Here is a 21,188-nt window from a genome sequence, read left to right as displayed (position 1 = left end):
GTTATTTGACGATTTTCTCGTCTTTGACGAACATGTTGGCCCAGGCACGGTCGATCAGGTCGGGGCTCATCTGATAGGGGATGCCCTCGAACTCACAGATCGAGATCATCTGGTCGATCAGGAAGATCGGCTGGTAGTTCGCATAGATGTTGTCGATCGTCGGGTATTTCACCTTCAACAGATGCACCAGCGCGGCCTCATCCAGTGGCATGCCGCGTTTGCGGGCGACCATTGCGAAGATCTTCAGGAAGTTCTCTTGGTTCGGACCATCAATCTTGATCTTGAAGAAGATCCGGCGCAGGGCCGCTTGGTCGAAGATCTCATTCGGGTGGAAGTTGGTCGAGAAGATGACCAGCGTGTCGAAGGGTACCTCGAACTTTTCACCCGATTGCAGGCCGAGGATATCCTTGTTCTCTTCCAGCGGAACAATCCAGCGGTTGACGAGGGCCTGAGGGGGTTCGGCCTGTCGTCCAAGGTCGTCCACGATAAAGATACCGCCGGTCGATTTCAGCTGCAGCGGGGCCTGATAGGTCCGCGCGGTGGGGTTGTAGACCAAGTCCAACATGCTGAGCGACAATTCGCCGCCGGTTACCACGGTTGGGCGTTCGCACTGCACATAGCGCGAATCGAACCGCTTGCGGCGGCGCAGGCTGTTGGGGTCGTCAGGCTCCTGCTCAATCGCGGTATGTACGATCGGGTCATAAACGGTGATCACCTGACCGGCATATTCGATAGCGTAGGGGACATAGACATTGTCACCCAATGCATCCCGAATACCGTTCGAGATCGAAGACTTACCATTCCCCGGAGGGCCATACATCAGGATCGAGCGGCCTGCGCTGACTGCGGGGCCGAGGTGATCCAGCAGGCTGTCGGGCAAAACCAGATGGCCCATCGCGTTGGTCAACTGATCCCTTGTGACCTGAATATTGCGGATCGACTGGCGTTTGACCTGCTCGCGATACACATCCAGCGGCACGGGCATAGCACCGAAATATTCCGACTGGCTGAGCGCGTCCAACGCACGGGCCTTGCCGGCGTCGGTCAGCTGATAGCCCATCTCATTGCCGCTATTGGCGTTCAGTGTGCCAGTGGCCTCGAGCAGCTTTTGGTCACGGGCGATGTCGATCAGTTCCTGCGTGACCGAGCCGGGCAGGCAGATAGCCTCGGCCACTTCGGTCACGGTGCTGGCATTTTTGCGAAAGATCGTCTTCAGCAAAATGTCCCGCATCATCACCAGCGGGAGCTGCATTTCACCCAAACCCTTCGGGGTAGGAGGCGCCATAACTGCGGAGGTCTGCATATTCATAAGCGGGACTCGTCTGTTCTGATGTCACACCAAAAGCCCCAAAGCGGGCCAGTTGTGTGAAATCTGGCGCAGCTTTGTGGCGGGACCAAGGCAGTGACAAGGCGCGCAGATGATAGTTTACGATCCGAGAACAGTCCCAAGAATCAGATACATGGCAAGCGAACCGGACAGGGCCAGCCCCATCGGGAACTTTTTGCCTTTGTCCCAGCTCTCCCAATGTGGGGCAATCGTGCGCAGCCTTGTGTGCTTGGCCAAACGGTGGGTCGCTACGGCCCCCAAGGTACAGGCCATCAGAATAGCCATGAGTAGAATCATATCTGCGAACCAGATGAACGGAGCGGCTGCGGCCAGAAATTTGGCATCGCCCGCGCCCATCGCTCCGGCGGCGTTCAGGATGATACCGGCGAGGAGAACGATGAATATGTGCAGGAATTGCCAGACATAGATCGGTAACGCGATATCAAGAGGGCCGATCTGCCCTCCAATCAGCCCCGTCGACCACGGAGGCAGCACAAACAGCCCAACGACGATATAGACCAGAACCAGCGCCGTGACGGCGTGGTTCTTGATCTTCATTTCACGCATATCCGTGAAGGCGACGTAAATGCAGATCGGCAGAACAAAGGGCAGAAACCATGCCGCCACAAAGGCCGGGATTGCCATGTGTCAGCTTTCCTCGAGCGCGCGAAGCGAGCGGACGGCTTCATCGAAATGCTGGGGATGTGTCGCAATCGCCTCACGCAAGAGGTTCTTGCCGGTTGTCGTATCCCCTTGTTTCACCGCGGAAATTGCCATCGTGTTCAACAGCCGGGCGCGTTCAACCTGTGTCATGGGAACCACGGGCAGGCTGTAATTCCCCTGCGCCGACCGGGCCAAAACCAGGTTGTTCTTGGCTGTAAACAGGCTCTTGTCCTGGCGGACGGCCTCGGTGAACAGGCGTTCGGCCTCGGCATATTGCCCGCGGGTCAGCTTGGAATAGCCCCAGTTGTTCATAACCCCACCGGGGCGCGTGGTCAGGCCCACGGCCGTTTCATAGAAGTGATCGGCGCGTTTCCATTCTTTGCGGGAATCCGCGACAACGGCTTCAAGCCGGTAGCGCTTGAACGATTCATGAGTCGGCGGGACCGAGTTCAAAACGGTGTGGGCCGTGTTCCAATCCCCATTGCGCACCAGCGCATCCGCGTATTCGACCCGATCGGCCGCATTTGCGCCGTTCATGGTCGTCACCCGTTTCCATGCGGCGGCCGCCTCGGTCGAGCGTTTGGCGCGACCCAGCGAGATCGCAAGCCCACGCTGCAGGTCGATCCGGTCGGGGTTCTTGGCGGCGGCATTATGGAAATAGGTGACCGCCTCGTTGGGGTCGGCGGCGGTCAGAAGCACGTCGTTCAGGTTGGTTTCGTCAATGACGTTCACTTCCTGAAATGTGCGTTCAACCTTTTCCTCTTCGGTTTCTTTTGCACAGGCGGACAGGATCAACCCAGTGACCACGAGTGACGGAATCAAGAATTGTTGGCGCATTTTTGCGTCCTTTTACTGCTCTTGCCTCGGTTACTGGATTTTGCGTAGCGAAAATTGCCCGTCGCCTAGCTGCTCCAGCGTATATTCTTGTTCTTGATCGGTATTATTAACAGGATTTTCCATTTTTGCGATAGCTAAGCGAAGATTGTCGCGGATTGCGTCACTTTCGCCATTGTCCAACGCAAAGGCCCGGCGAAACACCTGCTCCGCTTCGGGATATTGTCCGGTTTCCATCAGCAGAACACCTAAATTATTCCAAGCCACCGGCCAGTCCGTGTCATCCTCGACCGCGCGGCGCAGAAGCGTCTCGGCCTGTCCCAACCGACGCAGCCCCAGATTGGCCGTCCCCAATGAGGTCAGAACCTGCGGCGTCATCCCTTGGTCCAGCGCGGCGCGGGTAAAGCTGTCGAGGGCCAGCTCATATTCTCCGGCGGCCATCAGGCGGTTTCCCACGGTGATGCTGTCTTCGGCTTGTCCCGTCGGATCTATACCCGGCGCATCGAGGTCATCCGACAGGCTCCCTTCCGTACAAGAGGCCACCATGGCGAAAACCATGATGGCCTGAAAACTCCGGCGAAGCCTAAGCAAGGCGCAGCCTTTTCCTGGAAGCATCGAAGTTAAATCATCCTCCGAAGTCAGCAATCACACCTGCAGACGGTCCGACCAGAATGACAAGCAGCGGTGGCACCGTCAGCCCCATTGTGACCAAAGTCATCTTGGTAGGCAACTTGTTTGCGGCTTCTTCCGCGCGCATCACACGTTTGTCACGCATTTCACCGGCATAGACCCGCAGAGCTTCGGCGATGGAGGTACCGAATGTGGCGGATTGGATCATCACGGTTACAAACGCCCTTACATCTTGAACGCCGCAGCGGGTTCCGAAATCACGCAGGACTGTATCTTTGTCTTTACCGGCCTTCATCTCGTAGGCCACAACCTCGAATTCCTGAGAAATCTCGGGGTAGGAGCTTTTCATTTCCGACGCCACTCGAACGATCGCCTGATCTAGGGATTGGCCAGCTTCGACGCAGACCAGCATCAAGTCCAACGTGTCTGGAAAGGCCGCTGTTATGGCCTGTTTTCTCTCTTCCACGCGGCGTGTGATCCAATATTTGGGGATGTAGTAGCCAATCGCGCCGGGGATCAGAACGCGGATCAACAATTGTGTTCCGGTAAATTCCTGACCGCCCGAGAACACCGTTACCCACAACACTCCGAACAAAATGCCTAATATGCCAAGAGCGAACTGCGCAAAGTGATAGAAACGAACGGCATCTTTCGACTGGTAGCCAGCCTGACGCATCGTCAGTTGAACGGCGGAAAGTTCCTCTTCACTTTTGGGTTCAAGGAAGGTGGCGAACTTCTCGAGCTGTTCATTCCGACCGCCGTTTCGCAGTTGGTCTTTTTTGGGTTTCTTCTCTTTCTTCGGAGCCGTTGTGCTACGTTGCAGCTTCTTTAGCGGATCTTCGGGCTGGTTCAACATCAGCAGAACGGCCACGGCAATCAACACGAAACCAAGCACGCCGACCACGATCAGGGGGCCGAACTCACCAAGGTGTTGCGTTAGGACGTTGTTGATGGAGGAAAGGAATTCCATTGAACTGACCTCAAACCTTGATGTTGGTAATGATCTTCATGACGATCAGGTTCAGTGTCAGCATGATGCCGACAAAGAAACACAACGGAATGAACCACGGGTGGTCCAGTACTTCGTCATAATAGCCGGGGTCTTTGACCAGAATGAAGACGAGGCACGCGACTGGGAACCCCGACAGGAACTTTCCGGACCATTGCGCCTCGGCGGTGATTGCCTTGACCCGGCGGAACAAGCGGAAACGGGCGCGGATCACCTGAGCCAGGCCGGCCAAAATTTCAGCTAGGTTACCACCTGACTGCTGCTGAATGCCGACTGCGACCGCGAGAAAGCGCAAATCCTGCATGTCCAAGCGTTCAGCCATGTCTTTTAGTGCCTCGCCCACATCGCGACCATAGGCGCATTCATCTGCGATTATGCCTAGTTCGGTCCCAAGGGGATCCTGAACCTCGTTCGCCGCGATTTGAACCGAAGACACAAAAGGGTTCCCGACCCGCAGCGAGCGGACCATCAGCTCGACCGCGTCGGGAAGCTGTTCTTCGATCATGCTCATGCGTTTATTGGCTTTTCTGCTGACCCACATGAAAACAGCACCGACGCCGATGGCAATAGAAATAGCCGTGCGCAAGACCGTGTCGGTCGCCGTACCAATGCTGAGAGCTACGAAAGCCGCGGCGGAAACAAGACCCATGATCATGATCAGTTGTCTTGGCGTAAACGCGATGGCAGCCTTTTGGGCCTTGTCAGCAAGTAGCGAATACAGAGGGATGCTCTGCGTTTTCATATGCTGCTGCATTTCCTTGCGCAGCTGTTCCAGAACTTGCTCGCGGCCCGCGCCCTTGTCGAGCATGTCTAGGCGTCGGTTGACTCGGCTGTTCAGGCTGATGGATTTGCCGAACGCCACAAGATAGATGCCTTCCACCAGGGCAAGGACACCCACGAAGATGGCGACATAGATGAGAGCCTCCATAGGCAATTGCATGTCGTGATCTCCTACATTGTGGTTGGGTCGTAGATGGATGAGGGCAGGTCAAAGCCCCACAGGCGGAAGCGCTCGGAATAGTGGCTACGCACGCCGGTGGCGGTGAAGTGACCGATGATTTTGTTATCGGGTGTCAGGCCAACGCGTTGGAAACGAAAGATTTCCTGCATCGAAATCACATCGCCTTCCATCCCGGTAATTTCGGTGATCGAGGTCATGCGACGCGAGCCATCCTGCAAACGGCTGGCCTGAACGATCAAGTTCACAGCGCTTGAGATCTGGCTGCGGACCGCTTTGATCGGCATTTCAATCCCCGCCATCGCGATCATGTTTTCCAGACGCGAGATACCATCCCGCGCCGAGTTCGCGTGGATCGTCGTCATCGAGCCGTCGTGGCCGGTGTTCATCGCCTGGAGCATGTCGATCACCTCGGCGCCACGGGTCTCACCCACAATGATGCGGTCGGGGCGCATCCGCAGGGCGTTTTTCAGACAATCGCGAGGGCTGACCTCACCTTTTCCTTCAACGTTTGGTGGACGGCTTTCCATCCGTCCGACGTGAGTCTGCTGCAGTTGAAGTTCCGCCGTATCCTCGATAGTCAAGATACGTTCAGCGTCGTCAATAAAGCTCGAAAGCGCGTTCAGAGTGGTCGTTTTACCGGAACCCGTACCACCCGAAACGATGACATTCAGGCGTGTCGAGACGGCGGCTTGAAGATAAGCGGCCATTTCTTCGGTGAACGCACCAAAATTGACCAGATCATCGATGCCCAGCTTGTCTTTTTTAAACTTACGAATCGACACCAGCGAGCCATCAACGGCGATCGGAGGAACCATCGCGTTGAAACGCGAGCCATCAGCCAGACGGGCGTCAACATAGGGGTTGGATTCGTCAACACGGCGACCCACAGCGGACACGATTTTGTCGATGATCCGCATCAGGTGTTTTTCGTCTTTGAACGTAATATCGCTGAGTTCCAGCTTACCCGCACGTTCGACAAAAATCTGTTGCGGGCCGTTCACCAGAATATCGTTGACGGTATCGTCGCGCAGCAAGGTTTCAAGAGGTCCAAGACCCGTGACCTCGTCGTAAAGCTCTTTGTTCAGCTGAGCGCGATCGTCGCGGTTCAGCACGATGCTTTTGGCTTCCAGAACCTCGCTAGCAATTGCGCTGATCTCGGTGCGAAGCTCGGCCTCACCCGCATTTTCAAGGGCGGCGAGGTTCAGGTTTTCCAGTAGCTCCCGGTGCAGCTCAATCTTGATCTCACTCAGGCGCTCTTTCCGTTTGCGGTCGCGGTCGGCGCTCGTGACCTCGCCAGCTTTCTTCTGAACAGGCTTGCGTGCAACCGCTGTGGCAGTTGGTGCTGCAGGGGCCGCCTCGGGCGCTTTGGCCGGCGTTTCTACCGGCTGCGCATCAGACGCTTTCTTGTATCTGGAAAACATGGCGGCTCTTCCCTTGGGGTTGTGTTATGCGGCCTCGGCGTCGTTGCTGCCGAGGCTGTGGAGCGATTTTGCAAGCTTGGCAATTTCGCGACGCAGCGGGTTTTTGGCGGCTGAACTGGCCAATGGCAGGCCATGATCGCCGCTTTGCATCACCGGCTTGCCCCCATCGGGCAATTGCAGGTCGATCGAGATTCCGAGGCTTTCGCCCATACGCTTGATGCGCCCCTTGCCGTTCAAATCGGTGAATTTCGGGGCCCGGTTCAGGGCGAAACGCAGTTTGTTGAACGGCAGCTCTTCTGCCTGCAAGGCGCGTTTCAGACGCAATGCGTTCTGGGCCGAACGCATGTCCAGCTCGATCATGGCGAAATAAACATGAGCAGCCTGCAGAACGGTTTCTGACCACAAAACCAGTGTTTTGGGCATGTCCACGACCACATAGTCGAAATGCTTGCGCGCCGTATCTATCACGCGCTGGATATCTTCAGGTGTGATCAGATCCAACGGCACCATGTCAGATGGGGCCGTCAAAACCTGCATTTTTTCTTCATAGCTTTGAAGGGCTTGTGAGAAGACCTCATCATCCATTGACGCCGTGTCGGACAACATCTCGAAAACGGTTTCACGGCGGGGCAGGTCCAGATAGGTCGAGACCGTGCCGTATTGCAGATCCAAGTCGATCAGACAGACCGAAGGCGCATCCTTGTCCGAGATCGTGGCAAGCTCCCAAGCCAGGTTTACGGCCAGTGTCGTGGAACCAACGCCGCCCGCCAGACCTTGTACAACGAACAGAGCGCCTTCTTTTGATTCTCCACCGGTCAGAGTGGCAGCGGCTGCTTGTGCTGCAACCACAGGATCGGGCTTGTTCATCCGCTCGATCGCTTCTTGCAGTTCGCCTTCAGGAAGAGGGTAGGGGACAAATTCATCCGCGCCTTTGCGCAAAAGCTGGTGTAGCGAGGCGGGGGTCACGTCCTCGGCAATAAGCACCACTTTGATCTTCTTGTCTTTTGCCTGGGTGATGATTTCGCCCATCAACGAGAGGTTGTCTTCATCCTCACCATCAATGGCCAGGGCAACGAATTCCAGTGTTTCCGCTTCGGGTTGGCTGAAAAAGGCGAGAGCTTCGGCAAAGCCAAGATCGCCCCAACGCTCACCAAGAATGGTTTCCATGTCTTCGATCAATAGATCAAAGTTCTGGACATCCCGGCTGATGGTGCAGGCCAGAATTCCCGAGTCGTTGTCTTGCGGCGTCGCGCTACTCATATACACAATCCTCGTAGAGAGGGCTTGGCATTTCTTGCGAACGTGTACGCTCGGGTAGATTTGCTGTCGCCCCAATGCGGTCAATTTTGGCCGCAGGTCACCCTATTGTTCACAATGTCGCTTGGAAGTTGGGCGAGAATTTGGCGCAAAAGAACCAATTGTAGGGAAACGGGCGACGATGTCGCCCGTTCAGATGGGATTATCCACCGCCGCCGCCAGTCGCATCGACCTGCTCGACACTCGATCCAGCCGCCGCGCTTTCGACGTATTCGCGGTAAATGATCTCGGCGTACTTGCCATCCAGAGTCTGCGGCGCGCGGTCTACAAAACCCGAAACCTCAGTCACTGTCCGGCGATTCCGGCGGTCGCGATTCGTTGTTGCAACCAGTGGTCGCGTTTTGCCGAAAGAAACCACCGCCTCTAGTCGAGATCGCGAGATTCCTTGTTGGGCAAAGAAGGACACAACCGCTTGTGCCCGGCGCAGACCAAGGCTTTTGTTATAGCTGGCAGAACCAACCGCGTCAGTGTGGCCATACACACGGAACCGCGCTTCTGGGAATTGTTTGATCCAATCCGCCTGCTGCAACAGAATACGCTGCGCAGATGCATCCAGCTGTGAACTGTTGAAGGCAAAGTTCACCTGGCTGGGCACTTCGGCCGCGAACCGGCGGCTCAAAATCTGAGCGTATGTCAGTTCACCGTTCATGACCTGCGAGTTGTTCAGCGTCGCATTGCCAAAGGTGCCCGCATCAATTTCATACCCGGCTTCGCGCGTACATGCGGTGACTGCGACCGAAAGACCTAAGGTGAGTATCAACGTTTTCATTGGTCCTTACCTCCTCATCAATCCAGAATGTAGCCGTAGGAGCTGCCAAAGTCTTGCTTGGCCACTTCCGATGCACCACCAGCGCCTGCGCGCTCGGTCCGAGCAACGCGTCCGTTGATAAACAGATCAAACTCGCTGGGGGGTTTTACCCGATCTGTCGGCAAAGCAAGCGTTTCCCCACGGGTCGGTGAGACCAAGTGCGCGGTGATAATGATAACCAACTCACTTTGTTCTCGCTGGTACTGTGCGCTGCGGAACAGGGTGCCCAGAACGGGCACGTCGCCCAACCATGGCACCTGGTTGCTCAGATCTGTGAAATCATCTTGAATCAGGCCCGCGATTGCAAAGCTTTCCCCGTCGCGCAGTTCAATGGTGGTTGAGGTCTGGCGGGTGATGAAGCTCGGGACCGAATCGCCGTTGATTGTAAAGTCCGACGACGTATCAATGCTCGAAACCGCAGTGCCAAGTTCCAGGTTGATCAGATCACCATCGACGACGCGTGGAATGAAGTCGATTTCAACACCGAATGCGCGGTATTCGATGGCAACAACACCGTCATCTGCGGGTACCGGGATCGGAACTTCACCACCGGCGAGGAAGGTCGCCTGTTGGCCCGAAAGGGCGGAGAGGTTCGGCTCGGCCAGAGTGCGTGCAAGGCCTTTTGTTTCCAAGGCTTCAAGCAGCAATCTTACTTGCGTTGATCCAGCGCCGAAACCGAACAGAATTGCACCGGTATTTGCTTGGGCGATTGGAATGTTGTTGGCCAACGCATTGCTCAACGCACCCTGAGTGTTGAGGGTGTTGAAACCAGCCGTGACGTCGCTGCCGCCAAAGCCAAGCGATGTTGACAGGTTTTTGGCAACCGAACGGTTCATTTCCGCGAAGCGCACCTTCAGCATGACTTGCTGAACGCCGCCAACCGACATCAGGTTTGACACCCGATCCGGGGCGTAGCGTTCCGCCAGTTCCAATGCACGCGCAAGTTTGGCTGAGCCCGAGACTGTTCCGGACAAAACGATTCCGTCATTGGCTGTGCGCACTTCGATTTGTTCATTTGGCAGAATCTGCCGCAGGCGTTCCTTAAACTCTGTAATGTCTGGGGCGACGCGCACCCTGACATTGGCGAGAAGCATGCCTGCGCCATCGAACAGAGTCAGTGTCGTCAGACCGGGCGCCTTACCCAAAACATAAATCGTGCGATCTGAAAGTGACGAGATGTCGGCAATGCCGGCATTCGCGATACTCAGTTCGGCAAACGGCTCTTCACTTTCAACAACGATCGCGCGGTTTACGGGGACTTCCAGCGTTTCCACTGTGCCCTTCTTGACCACGCGAAGAGTTTCGGCCCAAGCGGCATCGCCGACTGGGCTAACAACGAGCGACAACCCCAGCAGGGTTGCGCTGATCCAGGAACGTATTTTCATGTGACCTGCCTCTCCGATCACGCCTCGTTTTTGTGGGTCTTATGCCCTATAGGCGAAACTCTGCGCGAAAACGGAATTTATTGCAATAATCAAGGGTTTCCGGAAGTTTCCTTATGTGGGCAATTGGCAACATAAGAATCAAAAGAGCCGCGCAAATCGCGCGGCTCACCAGGTGTAAGGTCCTGAATAGGCGTCAGTTTGTGCAGGCGATCACGCTGTCGGCAACTTCGCTGCTGCCGCGGCGAATACGGGTCTTGCACACTTGTTTTTCCACACGCTCTGGGATCGGGGCAGCTTCTTCTTCGACAACACCGAGCAAAGCGCGTTGGTCAATCTCGATGACTTCCGATGACACGGTTTCATCTTCGACCCCAACAAGGGCCAATGTCAGCCTTCCAGTGTTTTGCGCCTGAGTAAGAACGGCAACCTGTTCACGCGTGACAGCAACAGTGATCGTGCGCGCAATTGTCGTTCCTGTCACGTCCGTTCCAGCGATCTGGTCAACTGCGATCAATTCGACCCGAGGCTGGATCAGGCGGGTAATCTCGCCATCCGCTTCGGCGGTTGTCCCTCGGCGCGAACCGGTCCAGTAGACGTCAACATAGTCTCCGGGGCGCAAGAAACCGGAAACGCCCGACGCCACATCAACCCGAATCGCAAAAGCGCGCATGCCTTTGTCCAACTGAGACGTCAGGCCCGCCCCTTCACCAGGCTGAGTGATTTTGACTTCCATCAAGGCTTCGTCTTTTTCCATCGTGCGAAGAACGAAACGGTCTTTGCCACCGGACGCAGGGAACAAAACTGCAAGGTCAGTAAAGCTGCCTTCCGGTATTGCGTTTTCTGGCCAGTCAACGACGCGCACGTCCTCTTCTACCAGGCGTTCTCCGTATTTCAGGGTTCGATTGGAAACAATAACACCGACTGTTGGGATCACTTCGACCTCGGCTTTTTCGGCTGCAGCAGCCTCGAGCGCGGCCGCTGTCGCCTGCCGCTCGCGGGCGAGTTCGTTCTGATACGCTGAGATATAGTTCCGCGCCATGTAGACAGCGCCGCCAGCCAGAGCTAGCCCGACAATCAGGACAAGTCCGAATACCGCTCGCATACATCCACCTCATATTTCTGTCTGGCTTTGCTTCCAAAGGCCAGGGGGTCAAATTCGTTCATCGTATTCGTAAGATGGAATTGTGTCGAAATGTGGGACAAATCAGACTTTTCGTGCAGATTTTTCAAGCCATGTCGCGACAGTATCTGGCCGCGAACGACCGCAGTAACGACCTGCACAAAAGCCAAAATCGCCATCCTTTGATGGCGACTTGTTTAATTGATTGTTGAGTTGAGTGCGGTCAGTTGCCGCCAGCGGTGCCTTCAGTTGCTATACCGCCGCCGCCACCGGTGGATGTTCCTGTGCTAATGGTTGCGCTGCTGAGAGCTTGGCTCGTGTTCCCGCTCAGGCCAATCGTGGCCGTTTGGATGGCAAAGTAGAGAAGCGTGGCCAGACCAATAATTAGCGCAGTCAAAACGACCCAGTCGACAGTGACGGCACCCTCTTCAGAGGCTCTAAATGTCCTAAACATCTTTTTCATCTCATACCTATCAACGTCGTCTTGTATCCGTTTGCCTTCCGAGCGAACAAATCCGAGGACGTTTCTTGCTAGCACCTGATTTCAATGTTGACGCGCGGGAATGGCGCGAATTTGGCGAAAAAGTGATTTGTCCGCCGCATTCTTTTCCGGATTTGCACCACCACACTCAAAATAGACGGGCGGGAAAATATTGATTGGGTGGACACCCTATGCATTTTGTGAGGCCCAAAAAAACGTCGCGCCGATTTCCGGCGCGACGTCAAATTTTCAAGACTTGATAGTCTTGTATTAGTTGGTGTTTTCACCCGCTGTGGTGATACCACCCGGCGTACCGTCGTTTTCACCAGTGCTGATGGTCGCGCCGGACAGGGCAGCGTTGACGTCAGTCGCCATGCCAACTGCACCGTTCGAAATCTGGGTGTAAGCAACGGTACCCAGGCCGATGACTGCTGCGGTCAGAACAACCCAGTCAACTGTTACTGCGCCGTCTTCGTCTTTGCGGAAGTTCTTGATGAACTTGATCATGCTACGTCCCTCCTAAAGGATCTAAAAAAGTCTTCTAAACCTCGGCGTCTTCCAGAGCTTTCTCTCTCAGTCCGCTCCCGATCGTCTCGGTATGCATCTATGTTTGCCTGTTGTGCGTGGCAGGAATTGGGCCAAACAGGGAAAAATTCGCCCGAGGCTTAACTTTTTAGTCATCAAATGGGTAAGTCATTGAAAATAGACGTTTAAAAATGCCTTTGGTTTTTTTTGGAAACCCCGGAGCGATGCAAATTTGCGGCAAATGAGGCGAAACTGCCCCAATTTGCTTGGTTTTTCTGGCTTTACGCGAAGATTCGGGGTTCAAATCAATCAAAACGAAAACATGAGGCAGGCAAATGAATCTCCGGGACGCAGTCACATGCGCCGGCGTATTGGCGTTTCTGGTATGCACGCCAGACACCGTACGCGCCGATGAGGTCGAACCGCGTGGTGTCTACAAAAGGATCAAGGCGCCCCAGCCAGGTCAAAGGCCAAAGATCAACATCCAGATTTCTGCTGAAGAACATGCCTCCAGACCCTCGGCCCCGAGCACGGGATCTGAGCTTGTGGTCCCCGATATCATCAAACGTGCCAAAGTGCCGCCGTCGACCACGCCCGTAGTTGCGACTAAGGCGCCGCCGAAAGGCGCGTATAAAGCGTTTTGGGAGAAGATCTCGCCCGAACTGGCACAAGCCGGACCAGGTAGGCTGGATTCGGCGATCAACGCTCTGGCCGCTACTAGCGTCTCGACACCCCGTTTGCAGACCCTGCAGGGTATCGTGAACAATCAGGGGCGCGATATCCTGCGCTCGACCATTGGCACTAACGTTTCGCCAGCGCTGGTTCTTGCGGTTATCTCGGTGGAATCGGCTGGACGGGCCGACGCGGTAAGCTCAGCCGGGGCGCAGGGATTGATGCAGCTGATGCCCGCAACGGCCGAGCGGTTTGGCGTGCAGGACAGCTTCCAGCCCTCTCAGAATATCTCGGGTGGGGTTAAATACCTGGATTGGCTGATGGGTGAGTTTGACAATGACCCGATTTTGGCGCTTGCCGGGTACAATGCCGGAGAGGGGGCCGTTCGCAAACACAGTGGAGTGCCGCCTTATGCAGAGACCCGGGATTATGTGCCCAAGGTGCTCGCGGCTTTCCAGGTCGCGCGTGCGCTCTGCGCGACGCCGCCGGTCTATGCCTCGGATGGGTGCGTATTCCAGACGCTGAACTAAAGCGTTTCGGGTTTTTCCTGAAGGTTCAAGTGACGCGAATGTCCCGAGAACGCTGAAAGCGTAGCAGAGTATTCGCGTCACAAGTCTAACCCGAAACGCTATGGGGCCTGCCTGTCACAGCAGGCCCAGATTTTGGTTTAGTTGACGATATTCGCCTCGGTTGCGGCACGGATATCGTATTCGGTGACGCCTTCTGCGATCTCGACGATCTTCAGACCGCCTTCAACCACATCCAGAACCCCGAGGTTGGTGATGATGCGATTTACAACCTTTTTCCCGGTCAGCGGGAGGGTGCATTTTTTCAGCAGCTTGGATTTGCCGTGTTTGTTGGTGTGATCCATCACCACGATCACGCGGCCGACACCCGCCACAAGATCCATCGCGCCGCCCATGCCTTTGACCAGAACGCCAGGAATCATCCAGTTGGCAAGGTCACCTTCTTCATCCACTTCCATTGCGCCCAGAACCGCGGCTGCGATCTTGCCACCCCGGATCATCGCGAACGAGGTCGCGCTGTCGAAATAGGCGGTGCGTGACAGCTCAGTGATGGTTTGCTTGCCCGCGTTGATCAGGTCGGGGTCTTCTTCGCCTTCAAACGGGAAGGGGCCCATGCCCAGCATGCCGTTCTCGGATTGCAGAGTGATGTCCTTATCGCCCACATAGTTTGCCACCAACGTCGGAATACCGATGCCGAGGTTTACATACATGCCGTCTTCAAGCTCTTGCGCCGCACGGGCGGCCATCTGATTGCGGTCCCAAGGCATTATGCTGTTCCTCCGACGTTTGGCTCGAAAACTATTCTGCGAACGTAAAAGGCTAGACCCCCATCGTCTGACGGTACAATTGCCTCAATCATGCGGAAACTTCTTCCAGCGGCCTTTGCGACTGAATTGTAGTTAATACCGTTGTCTTCAAACGTCTCCAATTCGACTTCTATTTCCGAAGCTGGGTTCGATATTAGAATGTCTATGATTGTTCCCGCATCGAGCATTATGCGTCCTCCTTCTTGCGGGTGGTGCGCTGTTCAATGCGCTTTTCGTGATCGCCTTGAATGATCCGATGCACATAGATGCCCGGCAGGTGGATTGCATCCGGGTCCATTGAGCCTCGGGGGACAATCTCTTCGACTTCGGCTATGCAGACCTTGCCGCAGGTTGCGGCAGGCACGTTGAAGTTTCGGGCGGTCTTGCGGAAGATCAGGTTGCCGGTGTCATCGGCCTTCCAGGCTTTGACAATGGCCAGATCGGCAAAGATGCCTTCTTCCAGAATGTAGGTCTCGCCGTTGAAGTCTTTGTGTTCCTTGCCCTCGGCGATCACAGTTCCCACGCCGGTTTTGGTGTAGAAACCGGGGATGCCTGCGCCACCTGCGCGCATCCGTTCGGCCAGAGTGCCCTGCGGATTGAATTCCAGCTCAAGCTCTCCGGCCAGGTACTGACGCATGAATTCCGCGTTTTCGCCGACGTATGAGCTGATCATTTTCTTGACCTGTTTGGTCTGCAGCAGGATGCCGATGCCGAAATCGTCGACGCCTGCGTTGTTCGACGCAAAGGTCAGGTCCTGAGCGCCCGAGTCCTTGATCGCCTCGAGCAGCAGTTCCGGGATGCCGCACAGGCCGAAACCGCCCGCCGCGATCATCATGCCATCCGACAGCACTCCGTCGAGCGCGTCAGAGGCATTGGCATAGATTTTCTTCATGGAAAACTCCCCCAATGACATGGTGATGGGCAGGTTGTGCCGCCGCGTCAGGGGGAAGTCAACGAATCCAAGGGGCTGGTGGTATTTCTACCTATCCAACCCTAGCTTGCCGTTTTCTTGGAGGCGGCCTTCTTCTTAGGGGCGGCCTTTTTCTTCGTACCCTTCTTTGCGGCGCGTTCATTGACCAATTCGATGGCCATTTCCTGCGTCATATCTTCGGGCTTGATGTCTTTGGGAATGGTGGCGTTGACCTTTTCCCACTTCACATAAGGCCCATAGCGCCCATCAAGAACCTGCATGGCACCACCATCCGGGTGTTCGCCCAGCTCTTTGAGAGGTGCTGCCGCGGCGCGCCGACCACGTCCCGGATTGGCGCGTTTTTCTGCCAGCATCTCGACCGCGCGGTTCATGCCGATCTCGAACACGTCATTGGGGTCTTTGAGGTTGGCATAGACCGGTTTCGCCTCTTCCGGCAGCTGGTGCATGATATACGGCCCGAACCGACCGAAGTTCGAGCTGATCATACCGCCTTCGGGATGTTCACCGATCTGGCGGGGCAGGGACAGCAAGGTCAGGGCCTTCTCAAGGTCCATGTCATCCTTGCTCCACCCACGGGGCAGAGAGGCGCGCGGGGGTTTCTTGTTCTCGGGCGTCGGCTCTCCGCGCTGGACATAGGGACCGAACCGGCCGGATTTCAGCCAGATCTCATCGCCTGCATCCTCACCGAGAAGACGCTCATCCCCTTCGGCCCCTTCGCCCGCGATGGGACGAGTATAGGTGCATTCGGGATAGTTGCCGCAGCCAACGAACCCGCCGGTACGAGAGGTTTTGAGATGCAGTTGCCCCGTCCCGCATTTCGGGCAGACGCGCGGGTCCGACCCGTCCTCACGAGGCGGATACAATTGCGGAGCCAGCGCCTCGTCGAGCTTGTCCAGCACTTCCGAGATGCGTAACTCAGACGTTTCGCCAATCGCGGCCGAGAAATCGCGCCAGAATTTGCCTAGCAGATCCTTGTAGTCGCGATCGCCGGCGCTGACGTCGTCCAGCTCTTCTTCCAGATTCGCCGTGAATTCATAGCCCACATATTGGCGGAAGAAGTTCAGCAGAAAGATCGTAACGATCCGGCCCTTTTCCTCGGGTATCAGGCGGTTCTTGTCTTTGCGCACATATTCCCGGTCCTGAATCGTGGTCACGATCGAGGCGTAGGTCGAAGGACGACCGATCCCCAGCTCCTCCATCCGTTTGACCAACGTCGCCTCGGTATAGCGCGGAGGCGGTTGCGTATGGTGCTGCAGCGCCAGAACGGATTCGTTGTCGGACAGGATCGCCTGTTTGGCAGTTTTGTCCGTGCTGTCGCTTGTCGCCTTAGTGAATTGATCGCGCAGTGAGGTTTTGGCGAACTTTGCCGGATCGCCCTGCATGATTTGCGGCAAGCGTTTTTCATCGTCATCAGCCACATCGTCGCGGCCTTCTTCGTAGACGCGCATGAAGCCGTCAAACAGCACCACCTGACCGGTTGCGCGCAGGCCGACCTGACCGTCGTCGCTGCCAATTTCAACGGTTGTGCGCTCTAAGCGTGCAGCAGCCATCTGGCAAGCAATCGTGCGCTTCCAGATCAGATCATAAAGCTTGCGCTGATCTTCATCGGTCACCTTCAGCTCTTTTGCATCGCGCGTCATGTCCGTCGGGCGGATACATTCGTGCGCTTCCTGCGCGTTCTTGGCCTTGTTCTTGTAGATGCGCGGGCTGTCCGGCACATATTCGGCGCCAAAACGATCCGAGATCGCATCGCGCGTGGCGGCGACCGCTTCGGGCGCCATGTCGATGCCGTCGGTTCGCATATAGGTGATGTAGCCTGCCTCATAGAGACGCTGCGCCACCTGCATCGCGTGCCGCGCACCCATACCGAACTTGCGGCTGGCCTCTTGTTGTAGGGTTGAGGTCATGAAGGGCGCGCTGGGGTTGCGTGCCGCAGGTTTTGCCTCGACCGAGGTGACACTCAGCGCGCGGCTGGTGATGGCCTGAACAGCCAGCTCCGCCTGCGTCGCGTCTTTCAGATCGTGTTTGTCTAGTTTCTTGCCGGCATAGGTGACCAGGCGCGCCTCGTAGGTTTGGCCGCGTGGCGTTTCGAACAGGGCCTTGACCGACCAGTATTCGACCGGTTTGAAGGCCTCGATCTCCATCTCGCGTTCGACGATCAGCCGCAGGCAGACAGATTGGACGCGCCCTGCCGATTTCGCGCCGGGCAGTTTACGCCACAAAACCGGCGAGAGGTTGAAGCCCACCAGATAGTCCAGCGCGCGGCGGGCCAGATAGGCCTCAACAAGCGGCATGTCGACCTCGCGTGGGTTTTGCATCGCTTCGGTCACTGCCTCTTTGGTGATCGCGTTGAAGGTCACGCGGCTGACCGGTGTATCTTTCTTGATCGAGCGCCGCTTGGTCAGCGCTTCCTGCAAGTGCCAACTGATCGCTTCCCCCTCGCGATCGGGGTCGGTTGCGAGGATCAGGGCGTTGTCTTCCTTCAGCGCATCTGCAATGGCTTTGACGTGCTTCTTGCTGTCATTGCCGACCTCCCACTTCATCTCAAATTCGTGGTCGGTATCGACTGATCCGTCCTTGGGCGGCAGGTCCCGCACATGGCCATAGGAGGCCAGAACCGTGTAGTCGGGGCCGAGATATTTGTTGATTGTTTTTGCTTTGGCCGGAGATTCTACAACAACTACGGGCATTTAAGGGGAAACCTCGCTCGACGAATAGGGCGCCTGTTATGGTCGTGCAAAATGTGTGGGGCAAGGCCGGAATGTCAATGCGTTCCTTTTGCAGTGTGAAAAAACCCAAGATTTCAGCACCCTATACACCTTTGGGGCAGCCGAAGCCTTTCAGGGCTGCCACGTGGCGGCACGCCCATTTCAGTTTGCGAGCGACAAAAGCCCACCGGGTTGGCGCTGGATTCGGCCCTCAAGTTCCAGATCGACCAAAGCGGGACCAAGATCGCCGGCCGAAGCTGCGATATCGCGCAGCAGTTGGTCCTCCGCGATGGGCGATGGGCCGAGTCGTTCCAGGATTTGGTCGTGCAGCGCTACTGCAGGTGTGGGTGTTGGCGGAGCAGGGGGTTCACTGCGCGTTTGGAAGAGGTCTTCTCCCTTGGGCAAGGCTTCGATCACGTCTTCCGCAGACCGGATCAAGGTCGCGCCGTCCCGAATCAACAAATTGCATCCAGAGGCCCGTGCATCGAACGGATGACCAGGAACGGCAAGAACTTCGCGCCCTTGGTCCAGCGCGTCCCGTGCGGTGATGAGGCTGCCTGATTTAGCCGCGGCCTCAACTACCACGACCGCTTTCGCCAATCCTGAAATGATCCGGTTGCGGCGCGGAAAGTGGCGGGCTTGTGGTGTCATCCCCATAGGTTGCTCTGAGAGGCGCAGGCCTGTTTCACCGATCTTATGCGCCAGGTCCGTGTTCTCGGCCGGGTAGATGACATCGACCCCTCCGGCCATCACGGCAATGGTGCCAGTGTCCAGCGCGGCCATATGGGCCGAAGTGTCGATCCCCCGGGCAAGACCAGAGACAATGACATGGCCGAGATTGCCCAGTTCTTTCGCCAACCCACGGGTCATACGCGCGCCGAGCGAGGAACAATTGCGCGCGCCCACCATTGCGATTGCGGGTTTCTGCAGCATCGTAAGATCGCCAACAGCCCATAGAAGCGGCGGCGCGTCAGATACATCCTGCAAAGCTTTTGGAAAATCAGCGGACCCAAGGCACACAAGCCGCGCTTTGGCGGCTTGTGCGGCCTTGAGTTCCGCCTCAATCACGCCGGGAGGGCAGATTTCATACCCGTTTATTCCGGCAGCGCGTGCCATTTCAGGCAGCGCGGCCAGCGCGTTCTGCGCTGAGCCATGTTCGCTTAGCAGCCGACGAAACGTCGCCGGACCAACCTTGCGTGAGCGCAACAGGCGGAGCCAGGAAAACCGATCCTCTTCCGTGGTGGGTGGGAGTGGGGGGTGATTGGAAGAATGCTGCTCTTCGGTCATCCGATGCTCCGCCTGATTGCAGAACTGGTTTACGGGTGCCGGGGTTAACAGCCTGTGAATCGTTGAAAATTAGATGTAGTTTTCTTGGTGATGCCTTAGGAAACGTCTCTAAATTATTGAATAATAATGATAAAAAATCCACCCGGACGTGGAGGTCGAAGTTCCACTTGGCCTCCACCCATCCGGCGAAAAGGCGCAGCGTTAACCCTGCGCCTTTCTCAACTCAGGTGATTCCGACTCAGGCGGCGGAGCCTCCGACGGTCAGCCCGTCCATCAGAACCGTTGGTTGACCGACACCTACCGGCACCCACTGACCGTCCTTGCCACAGGTTCCCATCCCCGGATCCAGCGCCATGTCGTTGCCCAGCCCCCGGATGCGGTTCAGCGCAGAGGGTCCGTCCCCGATAAGCGTCGCACCTTTGACCGGAGCGCCGATCTTGCCGTTTTCGACCCGGTAGGCCTCGGTACAGGAAAAGACGAATTTGCCGTTGGTGATGTCGACCTGACCACCACCGAAACCCACGGCCCAGATCCCGTCCTTGATATCAGCAACCAAAGCAGCCGGGTCTGCATCGCCGCCCAGCATCACCGTATTGGTCATGCGGGGCATCGGTTTGTGCGCGTAACTCTGGCGCCGTCCATTGCCGGTCGGGGCGACGCCCATCAGGCGGGCGTTCTGGCGGTCCTGCATATAGCCGGTCAGGATACCATCCTCGATCAATACGGTCCGAGAGCTTGGCGTTCCCTCGTCATCCAAAGTGATCGAACCGCGCCGGTCAGCAATCGTGCCGTCATCCACGACGGTCACGCCTTTGGAGGCAATTTGCTGCCCCATCAGACCTGCAAAGGCCGAGCTGCCCTTGCGATTGAAATCCCCTTCCAGCCCGTGCCCAATGGCCTCGTGCAGCAGGATGCCCGGCCAGCCGGGGCCTAAGGCGACCTCCATCACTCCGGCTGGGGCAGGGACAGCTTCGAGGTTGACCAGTGCGATCCGTAAGGCCTCGCGCGCCTTGTTCTGCCAGTCGGCGGGATCAATCAGCCCGCTCAGACCCACACGGCCGCCGCCACCAGCCGAGCCGCTTTCACGGCGGCCATTCTGCTCGACGATGACTGAGACATTCACCCGAGTCATCGGGCGCACGTCGCGCACCAGCACGCCGTCGGGGCGCAGGATCTCGACCTCTTGCACTGCGGCTGCGATCGTGGCGCTGACTTGCACAACGCGGGGGTCCAGATCGCGAGCGAAGGCGTCGATCTCACGCAGGGTCTCGACTTTGACCGGGAAGCTGGCGGTTTCGATGGGATCTTCATCGGTGTAAAGGCGTTTATTGGTCGCCATGGGGGCATCGGCCAAAGTGCCCCCTCCATCACCAACGGCCAGACGGGCCGTCTCGGACGCGCGCTTCAACGCGGGAATCGAAACATCCGTCGAATGTGCGTAGCCTGCGACCTCACCCTGAACGGCGCGCAGCCCGAATCCCTCGGATGCATCGTAGGAGGCGGTCTTCAATCGACCATCGTCAAAGACCAGAGACTCAGATTTCCGCCGTTCGACAAACAGTTCTCCGTCCTCGGCCCCGGCGGTCGCCGATTGCAAAATGGAGAGCGCTTCATCATGCGGCAGGGCACTTTCAAAGGGGCGAAACGGGGCCTGAGTCATGGGTTGTGACCTTTCCGGTTTGATCCAGATCAAAAATAGCGTCTGTTTGACGCAAGCATTTTGCTTTATCTACCGGCAGGAATATGGTTTTTAACGCGGCCAAAGACAACGGGTGT

19 protein-coding genes are annotated in these 21,188 nt (G+C 56.7%); 1 reads left to right on the top strand and 18 read right to left on the bottom strand.

Going from position 1 to position 21,188, the window contains the following annotated elements; genetic code table 11:
• Position 1: 1 nt before the first annotated feature.
• The 13 genes from J7394_RS15360 to J7394_RS15300 all read right to left on the bottom strand — a co-directional run bounded on the left by J7394_RS15360 (position 2) and on the right by J7394_RS15300 (position 12,463).
• Positions 2-1,309 (bottom strand): ATPase, encoded by a 1,308-nt coding sequence (locus tag J7394_RS15360; protein ID WP_209254212.1) that lies wholly within the window; start codon positions 1,307-1,309, stop codon positions 2-4.
• Positions 1,310-1,426: 117 nt separating this feature from the next.
• Entirely contained in the window at positions 1,427-1,972 is a 546-nt protein-coding gene (locus J7394_RS15355; RefSeq protein ID WP_209254209.1) for a prepilin peptidase, read from the bottom strand.
• A 3-nt stretch (positions 1,973-1,975) separates the two neighbouring features.
• Positions 1,976-2,827 (bottom strand): lipopolysaccharide assembly protein LapB, encoded by an 852-nt coding sequence (locus J7394_RS15350; protein ID WP_170377835.1) that lies wholly within the window; start codon positions 2,825-2,827, stop codon positions 1,976-1,978.
• A 30-nt stretch (positions 2,828-2,857) separates the two neighbouring features.
• The gene (locus tag J7394_RS15345) at positions 2,858-3,382 is read right to left on the bottom strand and encodes a tetratricopeptide repeat protein (RefSeq protein WP_209254207.1); all 525 of its coding nucleotides are present in this window, start codon (positions 3,380-3,382) and stop codon (positions 2,858-2,860) included.
• A 67-nt stretch (positions 3,383-3,449) separates the two neighbouring features.
• Complete coding sequence (locus tag J7394_RS15340) at positions 3,450-4,424, bottom strand: type II secretion system F family protein (protein WP_209254205.1); 975 nt, start codon at positions 4,422-4,424, stop codon at positions 3,450-3,452.
• Between the two features lie 10 nt (positions 4,425-4,434).
• Positions 4,435-5,403, bottom strand: a complete 969-nt coding sequence (locus J7394_RS15335) for a type II secretion system F family protein (protein WP_170377839.1) — start codon at positions 5,401-5,403, stop codon at positions 4,435-4,437.
• A gap of 11 nt (positions 5,404-5,414) precedes the next feature.
• Positions 5,415-6,845, bottom strand: coding sequence for a CpaF family protein (locus J7394_RS15330; RefSeq protein ID WP_209254203.1), 1,431 nt, complete (start codon positions 6,843-6,845; stop codon positions 5,415-5,417).
• A gap of 24 nt (positions 6,846-6,869) precedes the next feature.
• Positions 6,870-8,105, bottom strand: coding sequence for an AAA family ATPase (locus tag J7394_RS15325; RefSeq protein WP_209254202.1), 1,236 nt, complete (start codon positions 8,103-8,105; stop codon positions 6,870-6,872).
• A gap of 199 nt (positions 8,106-8,304) precedes the next feature.
• Positions 8,305-8,931 carry an OmpA family protein gene (locus J7394_RS15320; protein ID WP_209254200.1) on the bottom strand — a complete coding sequence of 209 codons (627 nt, stop codon included), beginning with the start codon at positions 8,929-8,931 and terminating at the stop codon, positions 8,305-8,307.
• A 17-nt stretch (positions 8,932-8,948) separates the two neighbouring features.
• Positions 8,949-10,355 (bottom strand): type II and III secretion system protein family protein, encoded by a 1,407-nt coding sequence (locus J7394_RS15315; RefSeq protein WP_209254198.1) that lies wholly within the window; start codon positions 10,353-10,355, stop codon positions 8,949-8,951.
• Between the two features lie 193 nt (positions 10,356-10,548).
• Entirely contained in the window at positions 10,549-11,457 is a 909-nt protein-coding gene (cpaB, locus tag J7394_RS15310) for a Flp pilus assembly protein CpaB (RefSeq protein WP_209254196.1), read from the bottom strand.
• A gap of 241 nt (positions 11,458-11,698) precedes the next feature.
• Complete coding sequence (locus J7394_RS15305; RefSeq protein WP_209254194.1) at positions 11,699-11,938, bottom strand: hypothetical protein; 240 nt, start codon at positions 11,936-11,938, stop codon at positions 11,699-11,701.
• 288 nt (positions 11,939-12,226) lie between these two features.
• The gene (locus J7394_RS15300; protein WP_209254192.1) at positions 12,227-12,463 is read right to left on the bottom strand and encodes a Flp family type IVb pilin; all 237 of its coding nucleotides are present in this window, start codon (positions 12,461-12,463) and stop codon (positions 12,227-12,229) included.
• A 353-nt stretch (positions 12,464-12,816) separates the two neighbouring features.
• Between J7394_RS15300 and J7394_RS15295 the strand changes: the two genes are divergently transcribed.
• Complete coding sequence (locus J7394_RS15295; protein ID WP_209254190.1) at positions 12,817-13,683, top strand: lytic transglycosylase domain-containing protein; 867 nt, start codon at positions 12,817-12,819, stop codon at positions 13,681-13,683.
• 137 nt (positions 13,684-13,820) lie between these two features.
• Here the strand turns inward: J7394_RS15295 and J7394_RS15290 are convergent, their stop codons facing one another.
• From J7394_RS15290 to tldD, 5 genes are all read right to left on the bottom strand, one after another.
• Entirely contained in the window at positions 13,821-14,447 is a 627-nt protein-coding gene (locus J7394_RS15290) for a CoA transferase subunit B (protein WP_209254189.1), read from the bottom strand.
• 226 nt (positions 14,448-14,673) lie between these two features.
• Positions 14,674-15,378, bottom strand: a complete 705-nt coding sequence (locus tag J7394_RS15285) for a CoA transferase subunit A (RefSeq protein WP_209254188.1) — start codon at positions 15,376-15,378, stop codon at positions 14,674-14,676.
• Positions 15,379-15,479: 101 nt separating this feature from the next.
• Positions 15,480-18,107, bottom strand: a complete 2,628-nt coding sequence (gene topA, locus J7394_RS15280; RefSeq protein WP_209254187.1) for a type I DNA topoisomerase — start codon at positions 18,105-18,107, stop codon at positions 15,480-15,482.
• Positions 18,108-18,287: 180 nt separating this feature from the next.
• Positions 18,288-19,412, bottom strand: coding sequence for a DNA-processing protein DprA (dprA, locus tag J7394_RS15275; RefSeq protein WP_209254186.1), 1,125 nt, complete (start codon positions 19,410-19,412; stop codon positions 18,288-18,290).
• Between the two features lie 238 nt (positions 19,413-19,650).
• Complete coding sequence (gene tldD, locus J7394_RS15270; RefSeq protein ID WP_209254185.1) at positions 19,651-21,072, bottom strand: metalloprotease TldD; 1,422 nt, start codon at positions 21,070-21,072, stop codon at positions 19,651-19,653.
• Positions 21,073-21,188 lie beyond the last annotated feature (116 nt).

It is taken from the genome of Ruegeria sp. R13_0 (assembly GCF_017743995.1).
Taxonomy (GTDB): Bacteria; Pseudomonadota; Alphaproteobacteria; order Rhodobacterales; family Rhodobacteraceae; genus Ruegeria.
The sequence above is the reverse complement of the archived record's forward strand: the minus strand, read 5'-3'. Positions and strand labels throughout refer to the sequence as shown.